Below are 24480 nucleotides of genomic sequence, written 5' to 3' on the forward strand. Positions count from 1 at the left end.
CCGGAGGGATCAGCGAAGTCCGAAGACCCCGCAGCAAGCGCAGCGAGCGAGGAGGCTGAGGGCAAGCCCCTCGGAAAGCGTTCATCTGAAACGTAAATCAACACATTTAAAATTACTATTCAAGGAAGGGGCTATCCCGAGAAGGCATTTACATGACTCTTCGGGACAGCCCCTTCTGTTTTTAATAATACTTTAAATAGTAACTTCCACCTTAGCTTGTTGACCATACTCTTCCCAATACTGTTGGAGTTTCTGCTTGCCCTCTTTTACAGCAGGATGGAATTGAATAAACGCATTATCTCGAGTATGTTCAATCCTTTTAATCGCTTCTTTGATTTCAACTTCCTGTTTGCCACCACTGAGATTATTCGCAATCGCAAGCCCTGCAGTAACCCCTTGGCTTATTGCGACTTTAGCACCTTCAACACCTGTTATGTTTCCAGCAACATAGAGCCCATCCAATACTGTCTCCATTCGTTCATTATGAAGAGGTACATATCCACCCAATTCCTCGATGTAATAGAACGGACAGCCAGCAACTGCCGCTAACTCTGCCAAAGGATACAATCCACCAGCGATACAAACGAAATCTGCACTAATGTTTTCTTCAGTTCCTTCAATCACTTCTCCCGATGCATTAATCGTAGCAATCGTTACACCTTCTACAGTATTCTCACCGTAAATATTGATGACGGCTTTGCGGAGCATGATTGGAATATCCCACATTTTGACGCCACTCTTCGGAAAGAATGTAATTCCCATCTTTTTCATGAATTCATTTTTCATCAATTTACTTCCGAATTTAACGAACGCAGAAGGAGCCATATGGGAAACGTGTAATAGTGAATTCATAACATCCATTGGATTGCCCGATTCTTTGTTCACCTGATTCTTCTTTGGTAGCGTGATGCAGGCAACATCGATATCGGCAAGTTTCAATTCCATGGCAATGGCGGATGACAACACATTTACACCGATAATTACTCCACGATTTCCGGGTTTGACTCTATGTACATTCGTCATGACTTGAGCGGCACCAACCGACATCACACCTGGTAGCGTCCAGCCAGGTATCGGTAGTGGTACTTCAGCTGCACCCGTTGCAAGCAAGAGATGGTGAGTATAGTACGTTTCTTCATCTGTATAAATTACCCAGGAACCATCCGTTTTTTCAATGTTGGAAACAGGGGTACCTAAACGAATCTCAATGCCAAGTGCAATGGCTTTATCATGTAAATTCTTGGATTCTTTGATGCCGTTCCACCATTTACCATTCTCTTCTTCATAAAGCTGACCTAACAAACGTCCACCAGCTAACATATATTCATCGAGAATTAGAACTTCATATCCGCTTTCTGCGATAGTGATGGCAGCAGATAATCCTGCGGGGCCAGCCCCGATAACAATGACTCTATTCATTGTTCGACCTCCAATCTTTCACAGGTGTCAGAAACTTTTCGCCGCTTGAGACTGTCATGCCTTCTTGAACAGGAGTTAGGCATGCTCTAACCCCTTGTAGACCGTTAACGGTGACACGGCATTCAAAGCAATGTCCAATATTACAATAGATTCCACGAGGAGTGCCGCTTTCTTCGTGAACTCGCAACGTTCTGATATTATTCGCTAGTAGTGCGGCAGCAAGTGACTCGTTTCTCAACCCGTGAATTTCTGCGTTGTTGTATGTGAAAGTAACTATATCTGTGTCGTCCACTTTATCCAATACGGGATGGTTAATTATTCTACTTGTCATTTTGTAATCTCCCCCAAACTACCGAAACTTACTGGTCTAATGGGTGGCTGATATTTTAAAGTGACTTGTGTAACATCTCTTTCAGTAGAAGAGTGTGCAATGCTGTCCACCATGGAACGACACGTTCTTCCTCCGCAATACCCCATGCCCGCACGAGTTCGCAATTTTAGTTCTCGTGCGGAACAATTATACGTTTCAGCTGTATTCTTCAACTCACCATAAGTTACTTCTTCGCATCTACAAATGATCATTTCATTATCCGACAAGTCCATCACCTCATCCTTAAACTTTGTGTATGAGCATACTTAACTTATATGCAAGAATGTAGCCAAGTCTCAAATTCTATAATTGGATTCCTAATTTGTTCATCCGATTATACAGAGTGGCTCTTGTGATTTCTAAGTTCTTAGCGCAAAGAAGTTTGTTTCCATCTACTTTACTCAGTTCTTTCAGGATAATATCTTTCTCGTAAATTTGTAATTGCTCCTGTAAAGAAAGTTTTTCAGTGATACTTGGTTGATAGGGAGGGAGGACAACCTGATCATCTGAGGTGGACTGTGGAATTCGTTCCATTTCGTTAGGAAGATCCTCGATTCTAATTTCCCCATTCTCCGAAAACGCAACGAGTCGTTCAATAGCGTTCTTCAGTTCACGGATATTTCCTGGCCATGCATGTTGCAACAATGCCTGCATGACAGCTTGTGAAATACCATGGATTGGCCGGTTATACTTCACGGATAATTCGTACAGAAAGTAATGTGTTAACTCAATAATATCTTCAGGTCGTTCACGTAGCGGAGGAACTTTGAAGTTCACGACATTCAACCGGTAATAGAGATCTTCTCTGAATTTCCCTTCATTAATTAATTCTTTTAAATCGCGATTCGTTGCGGCAACAACACGGAAATCGACTTCAATTTCCTTAGTACCGCCTACTGTGTAGAACTTTTTTTCTTGCAAAAGCCTTAGGATCTTCACTTGCATCTCCATAGGCATTTCACCTATTTCATCCAAAAACAACGTTCCGTTTTTCGCAAGTTCTACTTTCCCTTTTTTCCCTTTTTGGTTGGCACCAGAGAATGCTCCTTTTTCGTAACCAAAGATTTCACTTTCGAACAATCCACTAGGAATGGCTCCGCAATTAATGGCAACAAATGGGGAACTTTCAGGCTCTCGCAAGTTATGAATTGCTTTTGCAAACAGTTCTTTCCCAACCCCGCTTTCTCCATAAATTAGAACAGCCGCATCTGAGGTGGCAGCCTTTCTAGCAATCTCGAGTGTTTGTTTAATTGCCGGACTGTTTCCCTTTATATAGGAAAAGGGAGTAACGGATGGCGATGTCTTTCTAACTTCTTCCTCAAGAGTGAATAATTTTTCAGATGTATTGTAGAGTTCATTGTTCAATAGAATCTGACTCGTTATATCTGTTTCTGAAACGACTGCCCCGATGATTTCTTCATTTAAATACACGGGTTTGGAATTGATCATAACGACAAGATCCTTCCGAGCGTGGTGTTGACTGTGGTAAAGGGAAGTCCCGTCATTTAAGGATTTTAAGATTTCCAACCTTTCCGGGCTGAAAAAATTGGTGATGGGTTGTCCGATAATATCCTTTTCTTTTACAGAAAATATTTTTTCAGCACCTTTAGTCCAATAAAGGACATTCGCATCTTGGTCTATGACTGTGCAGGATTCATCGATGGTTTCCAATATAGTTTTCAAATAGGCTTGTGCTCGTTGGTATTCAAGAAATAAGTGTTTTGAAAACACTTCATACGTCAGAAATCCTACATACTCATTGGAATCATTTGTAATGAGTGCTATGTCGGCAGTCCTAAGCTCCTTAAAAGCTTCTTCAATTGTGCTGTTTACCGATAGAGTTCTGGACGGGAGAAAGAGAACTTCGTTTGAAGGTTCAATGATTTCTACACATTGAGGACCTTCAGCGGTTATTTGGAATACTTTCTTTGGCATCTCTTTGGCGATTAGATGCGCTAATGAACTGTTGTTGTTCACTGATTCAACAATTGTGAACTCTGTATTTACTATTTTGCTGAGTAGTTTTTGTGAAAACATCATTGGATTAAACACCTCTACTGTCAAAATATTTTAAACGTATAAATAATTTTACACTAGTTATTAGATTCTTCAATAGAATTAGATGATTTGATAGAGTTTTAATTTTGGCACGCTACTTGCAATAGATATAAACAAGCGAGCGAGAGGGGGAATATTGTGGTGAAAATGATACATCGAGATGTCGTCGTCATTGGCGGTGGGATCATGGGGGCTTCCATTGCTTATTATGGTTCAAAGGCTGGACTTGATATTACCGTCCTTGAAAAGAAAGAGTTAGCAAGCGGTACCTCTTCTAGATGTGATGGAAATATCCTTGCGATTGATAAAGATCCTGGTTTCGATAGTCAAATGTCTTTGAAAAGTCAGATGCTCGTTCATGAGTTAGATAAAGAACTTGAAGTTTCTTTTGAATATCGCAACCCAGGAAGTATTTTAGTGTGTGAAAATGATGCTGAAATGGAAGCAGCGAATCAGTGGGTTACCAAACAGCAAGAAGTGGGACTGGAGTTCAAAATGTTGGATCGTGAAGACTTACGCAACGAATCCAAGTACTTTGCAGATGATTTGTTTGGAGGATTGGAGTGTAAGACAGATTCTACAGTTAATCCATATATGATGACGTATTCCATGTTTCATAGTGCCGAAAAACACGGCGCAAAAATACATACGAATACAGAAGTGAAAAACGTATCGAAAAATGAAACAGGTCAGTTTGTAATTGAAACTAATAATGGGACCTATACTGCAAAAAAAGTCGTCAACGCCGGTGGGGTATGGGCTCCTAGACTTGGAGCAATGATGGGGCTCGACATACCAATACTTCCAAGAAAAGGTCAATTGATAGTCGCTTCACGCCAACAACCTGTGGGCTTGAGAAAAGTGATGGAGTTTGGATATCTGATTTCGAAATTTGGGGGCGAGAGAATCGTTGACGCCGACATGGAAAAATACGGTGTTGCGCTCGTGTTCGAGCCTACAGAAAGCCAAAACTTCCTAATTGGAAGTAGCCGAGAGTTCGGTGGTTTTGATACGAGAGTGAATCACGAAGTGTCGAAACTCATTGCAAAGCGTGCCATCAGGTTTTATCCGAAAATTGCAGATATGACTGTCATCCGCACGTATGCAGGATTGCGTCCATGGACAGAAGATCATTTGCCGATTATTTCACGAGTGGAGCACATTCCAGGTTATTTCATAGCAGCTGGCCATGAAGGGGATGGAATTAGTCTTGCAGCTGTTACAGGTAAACTGATTGAAGAAATGTTGAATGACAAAGAAACGTGCATTCCAATTGAGCCACTACAGCTTAGCCGATTTAAAGAAAGGGTGACAACCTGATGAATTACCAGCGACTGTTCACAACAATCGATACACATACAGGGGGGAATCCGACTAGAACATTGATTAGCGGGCTTCCACCCTTAGTTGGCGAAACGATGTCTGAAAAGATGTTGTATATGGAAGAAAACTATGATTGGATAAGAAAATTTCTGATGAATGAACCACGTGGACATGATGTAATGTCTGGTGCTTTATGGACAGAACCTTGCCATCCAGATGCCGACGTTGGTGTTATTTACATTGAAACGGGCGGTTATTTGCCGATGTGTGGTCACGATACAATTGGTTTCTGTACAGCACTGGTTGAAGCTGGGCTGATCGAAGTCCATGAGCCCTACACGGAACTCAAGATCGATACACCCGCAGGACTGATCGCCGTTAAAATCAAAGTCTGCAACGGGAAAGCTGAAGAAGTGACATTTAACAATGTGCCTGCATTTTTATTGAAATCGATTGAAATTGACGTTGAAGGTATCGGCCATGTGGAATGTGATATTGCTTATGGTGGGAACTTTTATGGAATAATCGATGCTCGTAAACTGAATATGCCACTGGTCGAGAACAACGCAACAACGATTATCAATCAGGCTATCGACATTCGTAATGCTATCAATGCTACTGAGGAAGTAATCCATCCCGAGTTTCCATTCATATCAGGGTTGACGCATATTGAATTTTACACAGATCCGGTTCATCCAGAGGCTGATGTTAAAAATACAGTAATCGTTCCGCCAGGCGGGATTGACCGATCTCCATGTGGAACAGGGACGTCTGCAAAACTGGCGACGTTGTATATGAACAATGAAATTGGTATGGATGAATTATTCGTTCACGAAAGCATCGTTGGCACGTTATTCAAAGCAAAAGTACTAGAAGAAACTAAAGTGAAAGAGCTAGATGCAGTCATTACAGAAGTGACAGGTTCCGCTTGGGTGATGGGAAATCATCGCTTTTTCTACAATGAAAGAGATCCACTGCGTGAAGGCTATTTGCTCATACCGCCTATGGAACATGAGTCCGTGAAAGAAGGTGTCTAAATGAATTACGAAAAGATGTACAGTACGATTGATACTCATGTGGCAGGCGAAGCATTTAGAATCGTGATTCAATCACCAATCAGGCTGGGTGGAGATGACATACAAGCTAAACAAGATGAGTTGAAAAACAACTTTTCAAATGAAAAGAATCTTTTGCTGAACGAGCCACGCGGACATCGAGGCATGCATGGATGTGTAGTTACTCCGTCACGAGTTGCCGATTTCTCGTTATTATTCTTCAATCACCAAGATGTGAGTAACTTCAAATATGAAGGGTTACTTGCGACGGTAACGGCTTTAGTTGAGACTGGGAATTTGAATCGAGCTGCAAATGATCTTTATAAAGTAGAGACAGTTAAGGGCATCTATACTTTGAAAGCGCTTGTAGAAAACCAAGAAGTAACTTCTGTTTCGATTGAAAGTGAATCGTGTTCCGAAATCGAAGCTAATCTGGACTACACGTTAGTACGCGTTGATGATGACCGTAACTACTTACTTTACACACTACCGGATTCAATTCCGAGCATTGAATTGGAACACTTGGCGAAATTGAATCGATGGGGATTGGAACGTACGACGGAATTGATGAACGAAAACATCGATTATGTGGGGATAGTCGTTGTTGAATCAGTGTCTTCATCACCGGGGAAGATTCGCTCTGTAACATTTGAAAGAGATGGCTATATCTTACGTTCTTCTGGAGTCGATAGCACGTTTGCCATTCTGACAGCACTAGGACAAAAAGAAAATAGCGAATCTGAAATTGAAAATCATAGTATCTTCGGTAGTTCACTTACTGCGAAAAGAATAGCGGGTGATGAACATCGATTCTCACTTGAAACAGAAGCATTTATCACCGGCAGTCATGAGTTCATCTTTGACCAAGATGATCCGTTAAAGGAGGGGTTTTTATTGGCGTAGAAAGGGAGGCGTAGCTTGAACTAGAATAGTTGCATAGGAATGATGGGGAATGGTCACGGGAAATTAGTGAGGGGGAACGGTATGCAAACTGAAAAAAGATTACCCAGTTTAGGTGAGACACTGTTTGTATTAATCGGTTTTGGTTTGATCATGATTTTGTTCATTATCAAGTTTGATATCTCAATTCACTTGGCGCTGCTGACAACGTGGTTCTTGATCATTATGGTAGGTTTGAAAATCGGCTATAACTATAGGGAAATGCAAAAAGGTCTTTTGAACGGAATTAGTGACGGACTAGAAGCTGTTCTCGTTTTACTATCAGTTGGCGCTTTAATTGGAACTTGGATCTCAGGGGGAGTTGTACCGTCCATTATTTACTATGGTCTTGCGATTATCGATCCGAATATCTTCTTAATGGCGGCATTCATCATCTGTACGGTAACTTCTATTGCTACTGGAACTTCATTTGGCTCAGCAGGAACAGCTGGTATCGCGATGATGGCGATTGGAGCAAGCTTTGGTTTTCCATTGCCTCTTGTTGCGGGGGCTGTTATTTCAGGGTGTTACGTAGGAGATAAGCTATCACCATTATCAGATACAACAGTTATGACAGCCTCGCTATCGAAAGTGGACTTGATTGATCACATCAAATCAATGCTAACGGTCAGTCTCCCGGCGTGGGTGATTGCGGCAGTGTTATTTTTGGTAACGGGTTTCTTCTTCAATGGAAACGGCGATTTAAGTGCTGCAACGTCAACGATGGCATCTTTAAATGAGTACTTCAGTATTAGCTGGTATATGTTGATTCCAGCAATTGTTGTTATTGGTTTACTAGCTTTTAAAATGCCATCCATCCCTGTTATTTTATTCGGAGCGTTTTTAGGGACAATCTGGGCTTACTTATTCCAGGGAGCAACGTTTTTACAAGCATTCAACATAATGTACGCTGGAAATTCAATTGAGTCAGGCGTTGCATTCATAGATAATTTGTTGAACCGCGGTGGAATTGTATTCATGCTGGATGTCATCGCTTTAATTATCTTTGCGCTTGGTGTGGGTGGACTGATGGAGAGAATCGGCGTGCTTCGTGCGATTGGAAACTACTTGTCTAAATGGGCAAACAATCCCGGAAGAACAACAGTTTCTACGCTTCTAGCAGGGTTCCTAGGAAATCTATTCGGCGGTGCGTATGTCTCGATTATCACTGCTAGTAAAATCACAGGAGATAACTATGATCGCCAACATATCGACCGGAGGGTACTGTCACGAAATACGGAGGCAGGCGGAACCGTCACGACGCCGATGGTACCATGGTCCGATGGTGGAGTATTCATGGCTACTGCACTCGGAGTCTCGACAATTAGTTATCTACCATTTCTATGGTTCAACTTATTAGTGCTACTTATATCGGTGATTTACGGATTTACGAACAAATTCATTTGGTATACGGATTCAAATATAACTATATCAGAGGAAATTGTTGAACTAGACGAGTCAAACAGAACGAAGGAACCAGCAACACCTGTTGGAAGTTAATCTAAAAACAAAACTTAGGAGGAATTTATATGGTAAAACTTGAAGGGGTATTCCCAGTACTTATTACACCAATGCTTAATGAACAGGAAATCGATTGGGAAGGTTTTAAAAATAACATTGAACACTTCATCGATTCAGGTGTAGCAGGTCTGGCGATTAATGGAAGTACAGGTGAATTTGTCAGTTTGACGAGAGAAGAACGCTATAAAGCGGTTGAAGTAGCAGTTGCACAAGTCAACGGACGGATTCCACTCATAGTGGGGACGGCAGCTGAAACAACGGCAGATGCGATTGAATTTACGCAACAGGCTGAAAAGGCTGGTGCAGATGCATCTTTGCTTATCAACTCGTATTACGCACACCCTAAAGAAAATGAGATTTATGAACACTTTAAAGCAGTGGCAGAATCTGTTGAATTCCCAGTAATGATCTACAATAACCCATTCACATCGGGGGTCGACATTAGCACGGAAACAATCCTGAAAGTTGGTCGTGATGTGAAGAACATTACACACGTTAAAGAGTCTAGTGGCGGGATCGGCAAAGCCCGTGATATTGCGAGACAAGGCGAAGGTTTCATTGAAGTATTCTGTGGTTCTGAGGACCTTGCAATCGAATCATTTCTAGTAGGGGCAACGGGATGGATTTGCGTATCAGGAAACATTGCTCCACGCCTTGTGACAGATATGTACAATCATGTCCAAAACAATGAAATGGATGAAGCTTGGGCACTTTACGACAGACTTCTACCGCTTTGTGCATTTCTTGAAGGATCAGGGAAATACGTTCAAATCGTAAAAAGAGCAATGGATCTCCAAGGCTTAGCAGGTGGACCATGCCGTAGACCAAGACTTCCACTTAATGACGAGGAAGAAGCAACGTTAAAAGAACTTCTACAAAGCTTGGAAATCGTTACTAACTGAGAGAGGGAGGCGATCTAGGAATGAAAGTAACAGACTATAAATTGAAGCCGAAAGTTGAAGAATTCTTACTAGGGGTTAAAGGACTTTATATTGACGGTGACTACCAACCCTCTATTAGCGGAAAGACATTCGATGTCATTAATCCGGCGACGGAAGAAGTAATTGCGCAAGTAAGTGAAGCGCAACCCGAAGATATCGATATTGCAGTAGCTGCTGCTAGAAAAGCGTTTGATGAAGGCGAATGGACGAAAATGGAAACTGCTGAGCGGTCTCACCTCATCTATAAATTTGCGGATCTCCTGGAGGAAAACCGTGAAGAACTTGCACAACTCGAGGCATTAGATAACGGTAAGCCTTATGAGGTTGCACTGGCAGACGATGTAGATGGTACAGTTCAACATTTCAGATATTACTCGGGCTGGGCGACAAAAATGGTAGGGCAAACAATCCCAGTTTCCAATGATTATTTGAATTATACAGTCCACGAAGCTGTCGGCGTAGTTGGCCAAATTATTCCTTGGAACTTCCCGCTAGCAATGGCTGCGTGGAAGTTAGGCTCTGCACTTGCGGTAGGCTGTACAGTTGTCATCAAGCCTGCGAGTGAAACACCACTCTCTCTTCTTTATGTAGCAAAACTATTTAAAGATGCTGGATTCCCAGACGGAGTCGTCAATGTTGTACCTGGAGCAGGAAGAGTAGCAGGAGATGCCATTGTCACTCATAAAGATGTAGATAAAGTTGCGTTTACTGGTTCTACAGCTGTTGGAAAAGGGATTATGCAAAAAGCTGCCGATCAGCTAAAGGGTGTCACACTTGAACTTGGTGGGAAATCACCAAGTATCATTTTGGAAGATGCTAACCTTGAGGAAGCAATTGAAGGTGCATTCAACGGAACGATGTATAATCATGGACAAAACTGTAGCGCTTGTACGCGAGTCTACGTCCATCGTACCCTTCATGAAGAAGTAGTAAGTGGATTAGTAGAACGTGCAAATGCATTGAAATTAGGGCCAGGCATGGATCCCGAAACTGAAATGGGACCACTCGTTTCAGCGAAGCAGCAGCAAACGGTTCTAGACTTCATCGAAAAAGGGAAAAGTGAAGGTGCTCGTCTTGTAGCAGGTGGTAGTAAAGCATTCGAACGAGGTTACTACGTGCAACCGACAATATTTGTAGATGTGGAAGATAACATGACGATTGCGCGTGAGGAAATCTTCGGACCCGTCCTATCCGTGTTTGTTTTTGACACGGTAGAAGAAGTGATTCAACGCGCAAATGATAGTATTTACGGACTTGCTGCAAGTGTTTGGACAGAAAACATCAAAACAGGACATTACGTAGCAAAAAAATTGAAAGCAGGAACCGTCTGGATCAACGACTTCGGTATCGAAATCGAAACGATGCCATTCGGTGGGTACAAACAATCCGGAATCGGACGCGAAATGGGCGGAGAGTATGGATTGGCAAACTACACAGAAGTGAAAAGTGTATTTGTAAACATTAAGCAATAATTTCATGCTCAACAAAATGGTCTTGGATTTTTTATCCGAGACCATTTATTCATATGGTGAATTAGCGTGTTTTTTCTGAATAAGTGGAATTTATTAAGGTATTTAGTATATAATAAGAAAAATGAATGTCTTTCCAAAAAAGGAGCTAAACTATGGGGCTAACTTATTTTTTGGTACTGATGGTGAGCGCTATCATGGTTACATCACTACTCATGTGGGTTGGTGAAAAGGTAATTTCGATAACTTTTCGACAAGAAATATCACCAATTGTCAAAAGCGTAAGTTCTCTTGTTTTTGCGACTGTCATTCTTTCGACGCTGTTCTATACACTGGAAAAGCCCTCTGGATTGTATATGATCTTAATAAGTGGGGCAATTATCGGTTTTAACAGATACTGGTTTGGTCACTTTTCAGTAGAAAAAATAAAGTAGGTTAACAAAATAGGAGGGAGGGGATATCTACAGTCCCCTTCCTCCTATTTTTTATGGTTATTATACTTGAATTTCCTTACGCCTGTTGGAAGATGGGATTCGTAGCTCTTCCCGATACTTGCTAATAGTTCTCCTAGATATCGTAATTCCTTTTTCGGTACTGAAATACTCCGCTATTTTTTGATCCGAATATGGTTTGAACTTATTCTCTTGAGCGATGAAACTCTCCAACAGTTTTTTTACCTTGGTTTGGGAGACGGAATTTCCATCTGATGTTTCCAGTTTTGAAGTGAAAAGTAACCGAAGATCAAAGGAGCCAAAAGGTGTTTGGATTACCTTGTTCGTAGTTGCCCTACTAACTGTAGACTCATGCATCTCAATGACATCGGCCACTTCTTTAAGTGTAAGAGGTTTCAAGGACTGGAATCCGTTTTTAAAGAAATCCTCCTGCTTCTCCAAGAGAACATGCACGATTTTAATGATTGTATTTCGACGTTGTTCAATGCTACTAAGTAGCCACTGATAATTCTTATATTGTGTTTGGATATATTTAGATACATCATTTTTGGTGTGCAGATACTGTGAATAATTGTTATTCATCTGAATACCTGGTAAATAACCGTCATTCAAGTGAAATGTGAATCCCTCTATGCTCTCCTCGACGATAATGTCAGGCGTTAAGTACTTTGTTGTATCGTCAGACGTCATGGAGCAAGGTCTTGGATTAAGGGTCTGGATGAAATCAAAAAGATTTTTCACTTCGTTCATGCTTATGTTCATTTTTGAAGAGATTTCGTTCCATTTCCGGTCGGCAATTAGGTGCAAATGATGCTCAACTAAATAGTAAGCTAATTTGTTTTCAGGATAATTGTACATGATTTGCAGGAGTAAACACTCTTTTAAGTCTCTGGCACCAATTCCGATTGGCCCTAGTTCTTGAAGGAGGTGGATTCCTTGCACTATACAATCTTCAGTGACCGCTATATCGGCGATCGAAGTACGTTCGTTCAGTTGTAAAAATCCACTATCGTCCAGGTTGTAAATAAGATAGGTTAACAAGTCTTGCATTGGGACATCAGAATACATTAACTTTGCCTGTTTCAGTAATTCCTCCCGCTTGTTTTCATCCGCGCATTTCACCGCATCCATAGGCATTTCAGAACTCCCAAATGAGGCAGATCGGCGATGCAAACGTTCCTCATAGACAGGTTTCTCTTCTCTTTCTTTCAATTGAATCAGCGGGTTTTCCAATTCTTGCTCCCGGATATATTGTTCGAGTTCATAGGTGGAGTATTGTAGTAGTTCTATAGCTTGCCTTAACTGGACAGTCATTAATAGATTAAGTTCCTGCCGTTGCTGAAGTCCCAGCTCCATGACTATTCCCCCTCGTATAATTGTTTTTTAGAGTGCTTGCTCTGCTTACAAAATTCTATGTTAATTATATGTAGAAATTATTAGTTATAGCTTTAACTCAATGTTATGAAAGAATGTACATATATATTTTTGTGGCCATCATGTAAGCGCTTTATTAAATTTGTAAAACTTGTATGAACTCTTTTGAATATAGAGTTTATTATAACACGGGTGTACTTAAACTTCGACAAGAAATTCGAATATTTAGATTGGATGATAGTGAGTTGGCATAGAAATTGCAATACTACTAATGTACTCGGTGAAGTGATAACTAATTTTATGAAAAGAGGGGATGTGAACGGTTAACTGCTCATAATAAAAAAGAGATTACCATATTTCATTTTTAACTCAATATCATTAGTAATCTAGTTTTTAAAGTGGAATACCAGGATCAAAAGACGGAATAATTAGAAATATAACCCATTCATTTAGTCGACAAAGTAGTCTACAAAGAAAAAAAGTGTAAATAATATTTGTTTTAAAGTTTTTAGATGTTAAATAGTCAAAATAATTTGACGGTGGATAAATCAATATTTAGTTGTCTGTAAAGTAATTTTAACATGTATGAAATTATAGACACCATTATTAGGAGGCGAAAAAGATGAGAAAGAAATCTCTATGGTTCTTCATGATGATTATCACAAGTCTAGTTTTATTGGCTGGTTGTTATGGTGGAGGTAATGTTCAAGACACCGAGAAGGATGGCGACTCTAGTACTGATGGAAAAACAGAGAAGAGTGTACTTCATTTGGCGGTTGCGGGAGAAATTCCAACACTGAAAACGAATGGCGCAATGGATGGACTATCTCAAACGATGATACAGAACGTATTTGAAGGCCTATTTAGAATAGATGCGGATGACAAAGTTACTGAGGGCCTCGTAGATACTTATGACGTAAGTGAGGACGGTTTGACATATACGTTTCACTTAAAAGAAAACGCATTATGGAGTAATGGTGACCCAACAAAAGCAACAGACTTTATCTATGCTTGGAAAAAAGCACTACACCCAGATTCAATCTCTCCTCACGCTTACTTGATGGAATCAGTAAAAGGCGCTGCGAACATTCAAAATCCTGACCATGAGATGTACGGAAAAGTTGATGAACTTGGTGTGAAGGCTCCGGACGATTTTACATTAGAAGTTGAACTGGAAAATGATGTACCTTACTTCACTGAACTTCTTACAAATCCAGTTTTCTATCCACAAAACGAAAAGTTTGCAGAGGAGCAACAAGACAAATACGCGCTCGAACCAGAAAATCTCGTATTCAATGGTCCATTTACATTAGATTCATGGGATCATGACCAAAAGTGGACGTTAAAAAAGAACTCAGACTACTGGGATGTTGAAAATGTGAACGTTGATGAAATCAATTTCAAAGTGGCAAAAGACACTTCGACGGAAGTTAATTTATATGAAACGGACACAATCGATGTTGCGAATCTTTCATCGGAATTTGTAGATGTATACAAAGATCACGAGGAATATACGACTTCGCTAAAATCTGAAGTTTACTTCTTACGGATGAATCAGAAAAACGAATTCTTGAGTAATACGAATATCCGGAAGGCCATCGATATGGGGTGGGATAAAGAGCAAGCTGCAGAATCTATCTTGAAGAATGGATCAAAAGCTGCTTACTGGTTAGTATTCCCAGGATTTGTACAATCACCGGGTGGTGAAGAGTTCAGGGATCGCTTTGGTGAGTTGAACAAAGGAACTCCTGAAGAAGCGAAAGAACTTTGGAATAAAGGTCTCGAAGAACTTGGTGTGAAAGAAATTAACCTGGATTTACTAAGCTATGATGACGGTCAAAGAAAGTCTGTAGCAGAGTATATGAAAAACCAATTGGAGAAAAATCTGCCAGGCTTAAACATTACAATCAATCAGCAACCGAACAAACAGAAGTTAGCATTGGAAGATGATTTGAATTATGACTTGTCTTATTCAGGTTGGAGAAATGATATTGCGGATCCGGTAGAGTTCCTTTCGGTGTTCCTTTCAGACGGTGCGTATAATTGGCAAGAATTTAAAAATGATCAATTTGACAAAAACGTGAAGAAGGCTATGGTCGACTTTACGGATATTGACAAACGTTTTGCTGAACTGCAGGAAGCAGAAGAAATTCTAATTGGAGAAGAAGCTGCTATCTCTCCTATGTATCAAGCAGGATCTGCACGACTCATTAAGCCTCACGTAAAAGGATTCACTGCACATGCGAATTCTACGTATTCTTACCAATGGGTAACAATAGGCAACTAATTGTTCTAAGTAATCTGCACATCGTATCTCTTCAATAAGAAGGTTGAATTGAAGAGATACGGCAGGTTAATTCACAAAACTATAGGTGGTGACTTGTATGAAAAAATATATTGCTAGCAGAGTTGGATATATGTTGTTCACCTTTCTAATTATTGCGACGTTTACATTTTTCTTAATGCAAACGCTACCAGGATCTCCATTTAATGACGAGCGTTTATCATCAACTCAAAAAGAGGTTTTAAATGAACGATACGGATTAAATGAACCATTATCTGTTCAATATTTTAAATACCTCGGGAATATCACGAAAGGTGATTTTGGAGTTTCTTTTCAATTTGATGGTAGATCCGTCAGCAGTATTATTGGTGAACGAATAGGTGTCTCAGCAATATTAGGTGCACAATCCTTAGTAGCAGGGATGATTATAGGTCTTTTCTTAGGAATTATAGCTGCTTTGAGGCACAACACATTCATTGATTACGGAGCCATGGTTGTCGCTGTCCTTGGACTATCGATACCGAACTTTGTATTGGCAGGTCTTCTCCAATACTGGGTAGGTGTAAGACTCGGATGGTTACCAGTTGCGTTCTGGGAGGGCTTTGAATACTCGATCCTTCCAACGATTGCGCTTGCAGCATTTGTAGTTGCTACAATGGCTCGATTTATGAGAACAGAAATGCTGGATGTGCTGGGCAATGAATATATTACGACTGCAAGAGCCAAAGGTATTAAGGAATATACGGTAATTATGAAACATGGTTTACGTAATGCAATGATCCCGATAATTACGATTTTAGGGCCATTAACTGTGTCGTTAATGACTGGAACATTAGTAGTTGAAAAGATATTTAGTGTACCTGGACTAGGGGAACAGTTCGTCAAATCGATTTTGACAAATGACTATCCGGTTATTATGGGCGTGACATTATTTTATAGCTTGTTATTTATCATCGTCATATTAATCGTGGATATTTTGTATGGTGTGGTTGATCCGAGAATTCGTCTTTCAGGAGGTGGGCGTCGTGAAGGTAAATGAATTTGAATTAACAGATGACCTATTTGAAGAATCAGGGAAAGAGTTTGAAGAAAAGAAAATTATGAATCGCCCATCATCCACTTTCTTGAAAGATTCTTGGATTCGTTTAAGAAAGAACAAAGGCGCATTTACGGGATTGATCCTCATTATTTTGATTATGTTTCTTGCGGCTTTCGGACCGTACATGAATTCACATGGCTTTGATGAACAAGATTTAACGAGAGCAAATTTACCGCCGAAGGTACCAGTGTTGGAGAATTTACCTTTCATAGGATTAAATGGTGTTGATATCCGTGGAACCGATCAATACGCTGCAAAAGAAGTGACTGAGTACTATTGGTTCGGAACAGATGACCTAGGTAGAGATTTGTGGACCCGGATATGGCAAGGTACAAGAATTTCACTATACATCGCATTTTTAGCAGCTACATTAGATTTGGTGATTGGTGTAGCTTACGGTAGTATTTCTGCATATTATGGAGGTCGTATTGACAATATAATGCAGAGGATTATCGAAGTGCTGATGGGAATTCCAAACTTAATTGTCGTTATCCTTTTGATCTTAATATTGAAGCCGGGAATTCTTTCGATCACATTGGCAATGGTAATTACAGGGTGGGTAAGTATGGCGAGAATCGTACGAGGTCAGGTCTTGAAATTGAAGGGCCAGGAATTCGTTTTAGCTTCTCGTACATTGGGTGCCAAAGATAAAAACCTCATTTGGGGCCATCTTATACCTAACTCATTGGGGCCAATAATTATTACAACGATGTTTACTATTCCGACTGCGATCTTTACAGAAGCATTTCTTAGTTTTATAGGATTAGGACTTCAACCGCCAATCGCGTCACTTGGAATGATTGTAAATGATGGTTTTAAAATGTTGAAAATATATCCTCATATGCTCATGTTTTCTTCTGTCATTATCAGTTTAATAATGATCAGTTTTAACTTGCTTGGTGATGGTCTTCGGGATTCGTTCGATCCGAAAATGAAGAAATAGAGGTGAATAAAGATGGGAAAAATCTTATCTGTAGATGATTTACATATCTCTTTTGACACGTACGATGGGGAAGTGCGTGCTGTCAGAGGAGTTACATTTGATTTATACAAAGGTGAAACGTTAGCCATTGTTGGTGAATCAGGGTCAGGAAAGTCGGTTATGTCAAAAAGTATCATGGGGTTAATACCCAAACCTTCAGGACGGGTTGTCAAAGGGACAATTAAATACCAAAATCGTGATATCACTAAAATTTCGAATAAAGAATTAAGAGAACTCAGAGGATCTGAAGTTTCTATAATATTTCAAGATCCCATGACCTCACTGAATCCGACAATGACGATTAACAATCAAATTATGGAAGGAATTCTCGCCCACCAAAAAATATCAAAAAAAGAAGCCGAGAAAAAAGTAATTTCTTTGCTGGAATTAGTAGGGATTACGAATGCTGTGGACCGGGTGAAGCAGTATCCCCATCAATTTTCTGGTGGAATGCAACAACGCGTAGTTATTGCCATGGCATTAGCCTGCAACCCTGCAATATTAATAGCGGACGAACCTACAACTGCTCTTGATGTTACAGTTCAGGCTCAAGTTCTTGAATTGTTAAGAGATATCCAAAAGAAAATGGATACATCTATAATTTTTATTACGCATGATTTAGGTGTTGTTGCAAATATTGCTGATCGAGTAGCGGTTATGTATGCAGGGAAAGTGGTAGAAATCGGAAAAACGGAAGAGGTTTTCTATAATCCACAACATCCATATACAAAAGGATTATTAGCTGCGATGCCTGACTTAACGATTGATCAAGAAGAATTGAAAACCATCCCAGGTTCTCCACCCAATTTGTTATATCCACCACCAGGTGATGCGTTCTCTATACGAAACGAACATGCACTTAAAATAGATTTTTTACATGATCCACCGATGTTTAAGGTAACTGAAACGCATTCTGCCGCGACTTGGCTATTGCATGAAAAAGCATCCAACGTTACAAAAGAAATAGAAGGTAAGCAACAAGTGAAAAAAGCTATCAGCGATCAGATGCCAAAGAAAGAAATCGGAAAAGAAAAGTTACTCGAAGTTAAAGAGCTGAAGCAACATTTTAAGGGTGGTAAAAATTCTGTTATTAAAGCTGTCGATGGCGTATCTTTTGATATATACGAAGGAGAGACTTTTGGTCTTGTAGGAGAGTCAGGATGTGGAAAGTCAACAACGGGAAGGACTTTAGTTCGTTTATATGATGCGACATCTGGTGAGGTCTATTTCAAAGGTGTTGATATTCATAAAAAAAACACATTGAATTTAAACAAAGATATCCAAATGATTTTTCAAGATCCCTATTCCTCATTGAATCCGAGATGGACCGTAGCGGACATAATAGCTGAGGGAATGGATATCCACGGATTATATACTTCAAAGGCCAACCGAATGGAAAAGGTGTATGAATTGTTGAAGACAGTCGGTCTTGCTGAAGAACATGCAAATCGATACCCACATGAGTTTAGTGGGGGTCAAAGACAGCGAATAGGTATCGCTCGAGCGCTTGCTGTAGAACCGAAATTCATCATTGCAGATGAGCCAATCTCGGCTCTGGATGTTTCAATCCAAGCTCAAATTACAAACTTACTAAAGAAACTTCAGAAAGAGAAAAACTTGACGTATTTATTTATCGCCCATGATTTATCAATGGTGAAGTATATTAGTGATCGGGTTGGTGTTATGTATCAAGGAAAACTTGTTGAAGTGGCTGATAGTAATGAGTTGTATGACAATCCGCTACACCCTTACACTAAATCATTGTTGTCAGCTATACCTGTTCCGGACCCGGAGGTTGAGAAGAAAAGAATTAGAATACCTAAAGGTAAATGGGCCATCGACTCTGAAGATTGTAAACTTAGGCAAATAACAGATGGACACTGGGTGGCGTGCACTGAAGACGAGGTCGATTCGTATAGAACAAAATCAGAAGCTACAGCTCTTTTGGTTTAATAATTTTTCATAAAGGACTGTATGTGATGGGAAAAAAATCGGTAATTACTATTGGTATTATTTGTTTGATAGCGCTGTCATTTTTAATGCTAGATGTAAGTATTGTATTTTGGGATGGCTTTTTTCTACTTGGTTTAGTGATATTCATGGTGGGTGGAGTTCTTTTATTGCTGGAAAAAGGAATATTCGACTTCTTCTTTTATAGCTTTAAGAAGTTCTTGAAGACCTCTTCGAAAGTGGAGAAGTACGTATCAGAAGTGAATGATCAAAATGAGTTTGCAACATCTACAGCCGAAAATGCTACAATTTCACGAAGTGTCCTGTATGTAGGAATCTCAATTATTATTGTCACGGCAGTTTTTCCAGTTTATCTCTTGTAATAAGTGAAAATGAAATATAACAGTATTTAATCTGACAATGGAGGGGAAAGAATGAGTAGAATTGCTGAACTTCAAAACCAACTTGAGGAATTAAAGATTGATGGGTTAATGATTAATGGAGACTGGAACCGTAGATATGTAACTGGTTTTACGGGGAGTAACGGGGTTGTACTTATCACGAAAGACGAAGTTATTCTCGTAACTGATTATCGCTATTTTGAACAAGCAAAAAATCAAACGGGTTTACATGTGGTTTTACATTCAGAGCACACAGGCCATAAGCATAAAATTTACGATGAAGTAGCAAAGCAAATAAATAGAATGGATATAAAACGTCTTGGGTTTGAACAACAGCATCTAAATTTCGGGAACTATTCCAAATTGGACGCACTAGCTAAATGTGAAATGATTCCAACTTATGACGTAGTAGAAAACCTGAGGATGGTTAAGTCGCAAGAAGAAATCGAAAACATCCGAACTTCTAGCAAAATTACGGATGAAGCCTTCGTAGAAGTGTTAGACTTCATCCGTCCAGGTATCACGGAGTTGGAAGTCGCCGGAGAACTAGAAAGCTTTATTAAAAAGAAAGGTGGAATTACTTCAACTTTTAGTCCGATTGTTGCATCCGGAAAACGAGCATCGCTTCCGCATGGACGGGCAAGTGAAAAAGTCATTGAAAAAGGCGATATGATTACAATTGATTTCGGGACAAACTATAATGGCTACTGGTCCGATATTTCCCGTGTTGTATCTGTGGGTCAGCCGAGTGAAAAAATGCTAGAAGTACAGCAAGTTGTTCTTCGGTCATTTACTAACTGTGCAATGAATATAAAACCAGGGTTGACAGATCGGGAAGTCGACAAATATATGCGGGACGTCTTAATTGAAACTGGCTATAATCATTTATCGGGGACAGGTACGGGCCATGGTATCGGACTTGAAGTACACGAGAAACCACTATTCTCCGTGGATTCTGAAAAAATTCTGCTGCCAGGCATGGTTGTTACTATTGAACCGGGTATCTACCTACCTGAAGTAGGTGGAGCCCGTATTGAAGATATGCTGCTGATTACAGAAAAAGGCTGTGAAGTATTGTCACCGTCTACGAAAGAACTAGTTATTTTGTAAAAAAATTATAAATGGAATCAAGGTTATTCACTAAATCATACAAAATTCCCCAGAAAAGTCGAGTTATCAACTTGCCCTTTTCTGGGGGATTTCTTTTCCAATAACTAAATGGAAAAAGAATCTAATTTCGTAAAGGACAATTCGCTCATCGAAAATTCCAATATTTACAGCTAGTTTTCAAAAATGCAAACGTTAGAGTTAGATATAACTAATTCATGATTTAGATTTCTTCCTCAGTTTTGAAATGAAAAACAATTAAATTTGAATTATTGGCATAAATATTGCAATATATTTTAAGAAGGGGAGGAATATAACTATGTCAAAATTGGATCATTTACGTACCACCTTACGTGCAAAACAAGTGGATGCAATCATCGTAACGAACGATCAAAATCGTCGTTACTTAACTGGCTTTACAGGTAGTGCGGGTACAGTAGTCGTAACACAAACGAAAGCTTTTTTGTTTGTGGATTTTCGATATACTCAACAAGCGATGGATCAAAGTGAAGACTTTGATGTTCGGGAAATTGAACGAAAGTATTTATATGAAAACATCCAACAGATACTTGATGAGGAGTCCATCCAGGCAGTAGGTTTTGAGCAACATCATGTTACATATTTTGTGTATCAACAAATGACCAGCAATATATCTGCAAAATTAAAGCCATTAGCCAATGTTGTAGAGGATTTGCGCATGGTTAAGACGGCGAAAGAGATTGAACTTATTAAAAAAGCGGCTGTGATTTCAGATAATGCATTTGCACATATTTTAAATTTCATTAAACCTGGTGTAACAGAAATTGAGGTTGCGAATGAATTGGATTTCCATATGCGAAAAAATGGAGCTTCAGGAGCAGCTTTCGATATAATTATCGCCTCCGGACAACGTTCTGCCTTACCGCATGGTGTAGCGTCTGAAAAAGTTATTGAATCGGGGGATATGATCACACTCGATTTTGGCGCCTATTATAAGGGGTATCTATCGGATATGACAAGAACAGTCGCAGTAGGTGAGCCTCCTGAAAAGTTAAAGAAAGTCTATCAAATTGTTCATGAATCCCTTCAAAGAGCATTAGACAATATGAAAGCTGGCATTACAGGAAAAGAAGTAGATGGCTATACGCGAGACTTTATTAAAGAAAGAGGATATGGGGCCAACTATGGACATGGATCTGGACATGGAATTGGTTTGGATTTACATGAAAATATTTTCATGTCAACAGTCTGTGAGGATATATTAGAAGAAAATATGGTGATGACTGTAGAGCCAGGTATATATATTCCGGAACTTGGCGGTGTACGGATTGAAGATGATGTCATCATAATGAAAGATGGTATTGAAATTATCACTCATTCCCCTAAAGAATTAATTATTTTGTAACATGTCATCCTAACTGGACTAAAGAAATTAGTAATTCATTGGTATGGCACTTTAAATTGTGTCTACATCTTTTATTTACTAGTGCATGTATCACCTTTCCATATAGATAAAGAGTTCAATGTGACGGATTTCCTTTTTCGGGAAATCTGTTTTTTTATCTTTTATACACTAACCCTTCTGATGTCCATTTTTTATACATCAATCAGCTATTTCTAGTTGGATACTTAAGTGTCTCTGTACTTTTTTGAGAGGTACAGCTATTCAGCGTGCAAAATTTTAAGTGCACGTAAATACTGTCACTTTAACATTTCGTATTTTGTTGGTCAGTTTGTTACACATGCACGCCCCCATACAATTAGGTATTATTAAATGACAGACAAATCGAAAAAGAGGTGTAAAAATGAAAGACAATCTATCGTTCTTTTTAAATGTTGTAAGTGGTTATAGTCCCGCAGTAATTCCTGATACGAACAAATTTACTTTTATCAGCAAAAAAACGGGGATTCCTCAAGCGTATTTATGGAAAGGTGCTGATGATGACGTACAATTACTCGGTCAGTTTAAGGAACGAGTCATGTCCGTCTATCATTCTCCTTCTGGGAAAAAAACGATTGTGGGAATGGACGATAAAGGGAATGAGAAACAGCAGTTGTATTTAAAGAAGGACGATGGGAGCTACGAAGCACTCGTTTTTTCTCCGGAGCATTTTCATAATTTTGGTGGTTGGAAATCCGATGAGCGTAAAATTATGTACGCTAGCAATAGACGGAATATTGGTTACTTTGATATTTATGTACTGGATTTATCGACAAAGAAAGAAGATCTCGTCTTTAAATTTGATGGAATGTGCACACCTGTGTGCTGGCTGAAAGATGATGAAAATAAAATCGTCATTTCCATTCAAGAAACGAATATTTTTAAATCATTAATGATTGTCGATCTGAAAACTAAAAGGATGACCAAAATTGGTTTAAGTGAAAGTCAGGCAAGATATCAATCGCTGGTCTTTTCGGGTGATGGCAAAACAGGTTATGTGCTCTCTGATGTGAATGGAAATAAGTTGGGACTATACCGTTTTCAAGTGAGTAATCCTAGTGAATTAGAGCGACTGTTTATGGATCCACAGTGGGATCTAGAAGAAATTTCGCTGTCTCCTACAGATGAGAGCCTGATTATAAACGTAAACGCAGGCGGGACATCGGTTCTAAAAAAATATGATGTATTAACTGACGAAGTTGCGATTTTGGGAAATGTGCCCGAAGGTGTCATCAATTCGATTTCATGGATGAATGATCAGCGCTTATTATTCGCTGTTAAGAGTTCATTGATGCCAGGTGATATTTGGAGTTATGATCTGCTAGAGCAGAAAACTGATCGTTTAACCTATTTTGGACAGTGTAAAGAAATTGAGCATCTTCTAACGGAACCTGAGTTATATACGTTCCTCTCCTTTGACGGTCTAGAGGTGCCTTACTTTTACTATGCAAAGGAACAAAATCCGAAAGCCACGGTAATTTACGTTCATGGTGGGCCGGAAAGTCAGATTCGAGCTGATTTTAATCCGGTCATCCAATACTTAGTTTCCAAGGGGTTTGCGGTCGTTGCGCCTAATGTAAGAGGAAGTTCAGGATATGGTAGAAATTATATTCAATTAGATGATGGGCGTAAACGAATGGATGCAGTTGCGGATCTCGCGAGTCTTGTAGACGATCTGATTCTAACAAAATCCATCGACCAGAATCGAATTGGAATTATGGGACGAAGCTATGGTGGTTTCATGGTGCTTGCTGCGTTAACGCACTATCCTGATATCTGGGCAGCTGGGGTAGATATTGTAGGAATTTCTCACTTTAAAACATTCTTAAAAAATACGGGATCTTGGAGAAGAAAAATCAGGGAATATGAGTATGGAACACTGGGTGAAGATGATGACTTTTTTGAAGAAATTGCCCCACTTAATCATTTGGATAAGATCCAAGCACCTTTACTTGTCTTTCATGGCAAGAATGATACAAGAGTCCCAGTTAGCGAAGCCGAGCAACTAACTAAGCAAATGTTAGAAATGGGAAAAGATGTAGAGCTAGTTGTTTTTGAAAATGAGGGACACCAGACGGAGAAAATAGAAAATCATATTTCCATGAATAGTCGTATTGTGGAGTTTTTTGAAGAGACGATGAAAACTGGTGAGTATCAGCTTAGAAACTAAAGGCTAAATAGACAACTGAACAAATAAGAAGGTCCTTAGCAGATATTGCTGGGGACTTTTCTTATCTTAAATTGTTTACGGTATAATTTGCACATTATTAAGAGTTATTTTCAAGTTGTATGGTACACGGATACCCGAAAATTCAT

Annotated in this window: 20 protein-coding genes; 15 read left to right on the plus strand and 5 right to left on the minus strand. The window is 39.6% G+C overall.

From position 1 onward, the window contains the following. Positions 1 to 192: 192 nt before the first annotated feature. From N693_RS0116325 to N693_RS0116340, 4 genes are all read right to left on the minus strand, one after another. On the minus strand, positions 193 to 1419 hold the full coding sequence (locus N693_RS0116325; protein WP_025785900.1) for an NAD(P)/FAD-dependent oxidoreductase: 1227 nt from the start codon (positions 1417 to 1419) through the stop codon (positions 193 to 195). Further along, the gene (locus N693_RS0116330) at positions 1412 to 1750 is read right to left on the minus strand and encodes a (2Fe-2S)-binding protein (RefSeq protein ID WP_025785901.1); all 339 of its coding nucleotides are present in this window, start codon (positions 1748 to 1750) and stop codon (positions 1412 to 1414) included. The genes N693_RS0116325 and N693_RS0116330 overlap by 8 nt, the downstream gene beginning before the upstream one ends. Next, positions 1747 to 2001, minus strand: coding sequence for a (2Fe-2S)-binding protein (locus N693_RS0116335; RefSeq protein ID WP_253271214.1), 255 nt, complete (start codon positions 1999 to 2001; stop codon positions 1747 to 1749). The genes N693_RS0116330 and N693_RS0116335 overlap by 4 nt, the downstream gene beginning before the upstream one ends. A 91-nt stretch (positions 2002 to 2092) precedes the next feature. Further along, positions 2093 to 3829, minus strand: coding sequence for a sigma-54 interaction domain-containing protein (locus N693_RS0116340; RefSeq protein WP_371257572.1), 1737 nt, complete (start codon positions 3827 to 3829; stop codon positions 2093 to 2095). A gap of 165 nt (positions 3830 to 3994) precedes the next feature. On the opposite strand from N693_RS0116340, the gene N693_RS0116345 reads away from it, so the two are divergent. The 7 genes from N693_RS0116345 (at position 3995) to N693_RS0116375 (ending at position 11529) form a co-directional block, all read left to right on the plus strand. Then, complete coding sequence (locus tag N693_RS0116345; protein WP_025785904.1) at positions 3995 to 5167, plus strand: FAD-binding oxidoreductase; 1173 nt, start codon at positions 3995 to 3997, stop codon at positions 5165 to 5167. Next, a complete protein-coding gene (locus N693_RS0116350) occupies positions 5167 to 6207 on the plus strand; it encodes a proline racemase family protein (protein WP_025785905.1) in 1041 nt (346 codons plus the stop codon). Before N693_RS0116345 ends, N693_RS0116350 begins: the two co-directional genes overlap by 1 nt. After that, a complete protein-coding gene (locus N693_RS0116355; RefSeq protein WP_025785906.1) occupies positions 6208 to 7128 on the plus strand; it encodes a proline racemase family protein in 921 nt (306 codons plus the stop codon). Positions 7129 to 7209: 81 nt separating this feature from the next. Then, positions 7210 to 8664: a Na+/H+ antiporter NhaC gene (gene nhaC, locus N693_RS0116360; RefSeq protein WP_025785907.1), complete on the plus strand. Its 1455-nt coding sequence runs from the start codon at positions 7210 to 7212 to the stop codon at positions 8662 to 8664. Positions 8665 to 8693: 29 nt separating this feature from the next. After that, positions 8694 to 9587: a 4-hydroxy-tetrahydrodipicolinate synthase gene (gene dapA, locus N693_RS0116365; protein WP_025785908.1), complete on the plus strand. Its 894-nt coding sequence runs from the start codon at positions 8694 to 8696 to the stop codon at positions 9585 to 9587. 20 nt (positions 9588 to 9607) lie between these two features. Beyond that, positions 9608 to 11098: an aldehyde dehydrogenase family protein gene (locus N693_RS0116370; RefSeq protein WP_025785909.1), complete on the plus strand. Its 1491-nt coding sequence runs from the start codon at positions 9608 to 9610 to the stop codon at positions 11096 to 11098. A gap of 152 nt (positions 11099 to 11250) precedes the next feature. Further along, on the plus strand, positions 11251 to 11529 hold the full coding sequence (locus tag N693_RS0116375; RefSeq protein WP_025785910.1) for a hypothetical protein: 279 nt from the start codon (positions 11251 to 11253) through the stop codon (positions 11527 to 11529). 60 nt (positions 11530 to 11589) lie between these two features. Here the strand turns inward: N693_RS0116375 and rpoN are convergent, their stop codons facing one another. Next, positions 11590 to 12903, minus strand: a complete 1314-nt coding sequence (rpoN, locus tag N693_RS0116380; RefSeq protein WP_025785911.1) for an RNA polymerase factor sigma-54 — start codon at positions 12901 to 12903, stop codon at positions 11590 to 11592. A gap of 640 nt (positions 12904 to 13543) precedes the next feature. Between rpoN and N693_RS0116385 the strand changes: the two genes are divergently transcribed. The 8 genes from N693_RS0116385 to N693_RS0116420 all read left to right on the plus strand — a co-directional run bounded on the left by N693_RS0116385 (position 13544) and on the right by N693_RS0116420 (position 24334). After that, on the plus strand, positions 13544 to 15208 hold the full coding sequence (locus N693_RS0116385; protein WP_025785912.1) for a peptide ABC transporter substrate-binding protein: 1665 nt from the start codon (positions 13544 to 13546) through the stop codon (positions 15206 to 15208). A 97-nt stretch (positions 15209 to 15305) separates the two neighbouring features. Further along, positions 15306 to 16244: an oligopeptide ABC transporter permease gene (gene opp3b, locus N693_RS0116390; protein WP_025785913.1), complete on the plus strand. Its 939-nt coding sequence runs from the start codon at positions 15306 to 15308 to the stop codon at positions 16242 to 16244. Next, positions 16186 to 17247 (plus strand): oligopeptide ABC transporter permease, encoded by a 1062-nt coding sequence (gene opp3C, locus N693_RS0116395; RefSeq protein ID WP_081760262.1) that lies wholly within the window; start codon positions 16186 to 16188, stop codon positions 17245 to 17247. Before opp3b ends, opp3C begins: the two co-directional genes overlap by 59 nt. 12 nt (positions 17248 to 17259) lie before the next feature. After that, complete coding sequence (locus N693_RS20760) at positions 17260 to 19239, plus strand: ABC transporter ATP-binding protein (RefSeq protein WP_025785915.1); 1980 nt, start codon at positions 17260 to 17262, stop codon at positions 19237 to 19239. 26 nt (positions 19240 to 19265) lie between these two features. After that, positions 19266 to 19619 (plus strand): DUF3899 domain-containing protein, encoded by a 354-nt coding sequence (locus N693_RS0116405; protein ID WP_025785916.1) that lies wholly within the window; start codon positions 19266 to 19268, stop codon positions 19617 to 19619. A gap of 51 nt (positions 19620 to 19670) precedes the next feature. Then, positions 19671 to 20747: a Xaa-Pro peptidase family protein gene (locus N693_RS0116410; RefSeq protein ID WP_025785917.1), complete on the plus strand. Its 1077-nt coding sequence runs from the start codon at positions 19671 to 19673 to the stop codon at positions 20745 to 20747. A 316-nt stretch (positions 20748 to 21063) separates the two neighbouring features. Beyond that, positions 21064 to 22128, plus strand: coding sequence for a Xaa-Pro peptidase family protein (locus tag N693_RS0116415; RefSeq protein ID WP_025785918.1), 1065 nt, complete (start codon positions 21064 to 21066; stop codon positions 22126 to 22128). A 400-nt stretch (positions 22129 to 22528) separates the two neighbouring features. Continuing rightward, positions 22529 to 24334, plus strand: coding sequence for a S9 family peptidase (locus N693_RS0116420; RefSeq protein WP_025785919.1), 1806 nt, complete (start codon positions 22529 to 22531; stop codon positions 24332 to 24334). Positions 24335 to 24480: the final 146 nt, after the last annotated feature.

Source organism: Sporosarcina sp. D27 (genome assembly GCF_000586555.1).
GTDB lineage: Bacteria > Bacillota > Bacilli > Bacillales_A > Planococcaceae > Sporosarcina.

Bases quoted from the DNA above. Each gene is read 5' to 3' on its own strand.
- N693_RS0116325 (WP_025785900.1), bottom strand. From the start codon at position 1,419: ATGAATAGAGTCATTGTTATCGGGGCTGGCCCCGCAGGATTATCTGCT.
- N693_RS0116330 (WP_025785901.1), bottom strand. From the start codon at position 1,750: ATGACAAGTAGAATAATTAACCATCCCGTATTGGATAAAGTGGACGAC.
- N693_RS0116335 (WP_253271214.1), bottom strand. From the start codon at position 2,001: ATGATCATTTGTAGATGCGAAGAAGTAACTTATGGTGAGTTGAAGAAT.
- N693_RS0116340 (WP_371257572.1), bottom strand. From the start codon at position 3,829: ATGATGTTTTCACAAAAACTACTCAGCAAAATAGTAAATACAGAGTTC.
- N693_RS0116345 (WP_025785904.1), top strand. From the start codon at position 3,995: ATGATACATCGAGATGTCGTCGTCATTGGCGGTGGGATCATGGGGGCT.
- N693_RS0116350 (WP_025785905.1), top strand. From the start codon at position 5,167: ATGAATTACCAGCGACTGTTCACAACAATCGATACACATACAGGGGGG.
- N693_RS0116355 (WP_025785906.1), top strand. From the start codon at position 6,208: ATGAATTACGAAAAGATGTACAGTACGATTGATACTCATGTGGCAGGC.
- nhaC (WP_025785907.1), top strand. From the start codon at position 7,210: ATGCAAACTGAAAAAAGATTACCCAGTTTAGGTGAGACACTGTTTGTA.
- dapA (WP_025785908.1), top strand. From the start codon at position 8,694: ATGGTAAAACTTGAAGGGGTATTCCCAGTACTTATTACACCAATGCTT.
- N693_RS0116370 (WP_025785909.1), top strand. From the start codon at position 9,608: ATGAAAGTAACAGACTATAAATTGAAGCCGAAAGTTGAAGAATTCTTA.
- N693_RS0116375 (WP_025785910.1), top strand. From the start codon at position 11,251: ATGGGGCTAACTTATTTTTTGGTACTGATGGTGAGCGCTATCATGGTT.
- rpoN (WP_025785911.1), bottom strand. From the start codon at position 12,903: ATGGAGCTGGGACTTCAGCAACGGCAGGAACTTAATCTATTAATGACT.
- N693_RS0116385 (WP_025785912.1), top strand. From the start codon at position 13,544: ATGAGAAAGAAATCTCTATGGTTCTTCATGATGATTATCACAAGTCTA.
- opp3b (WP_025785913.1), top strand. From the start codon at position 15,306: ATGAAAAAATATATTGCTAGCAGAGTTGGATATATGTTGTTCACCTTT.
- opp3C (WP_081760262.1), top strand. From the start codon at position 16,186: ATGGTGTGGTTGATCCGAGAATTCGTCTTTCAGGAGGTGGGCGTCGTG.
- N693_RS20760 (WP_025785915.1), top strand. From the start codon at position 17,260: ATGGGAAAAATCTTATCTGTAGATGATTTACATATCTCTTTTGACACG.
- N693_RS0116405 (WP_025785916.1), top strand. From the start codon at position 19,266: ATGGGAAAAAAATCGGTAATTACTATTGGTATTATTTGTTTGATAGCG.
- N693_RS0116410 (WP_025785917.1), top strand. From the start codon at position 19,671: ATGAGTAGAATTGCTGAACTTCAAAACCAACTTGAGGAATTAAAGATT.
- N693_RS0116415 (WP_025785918.1), top strand. From the start codon at position 21,064: ATGTCAAAATTGGATCATTTACGTACCACCTTACGTGCAAAACAAGTG.
- N693_RS0116420 (WP_025785919.1), top strand. From the start codon at position 22,529: ATGAAAGACAATCTATCGTTCTTTTTAAATGTTGTAAGTGGTTATAGT.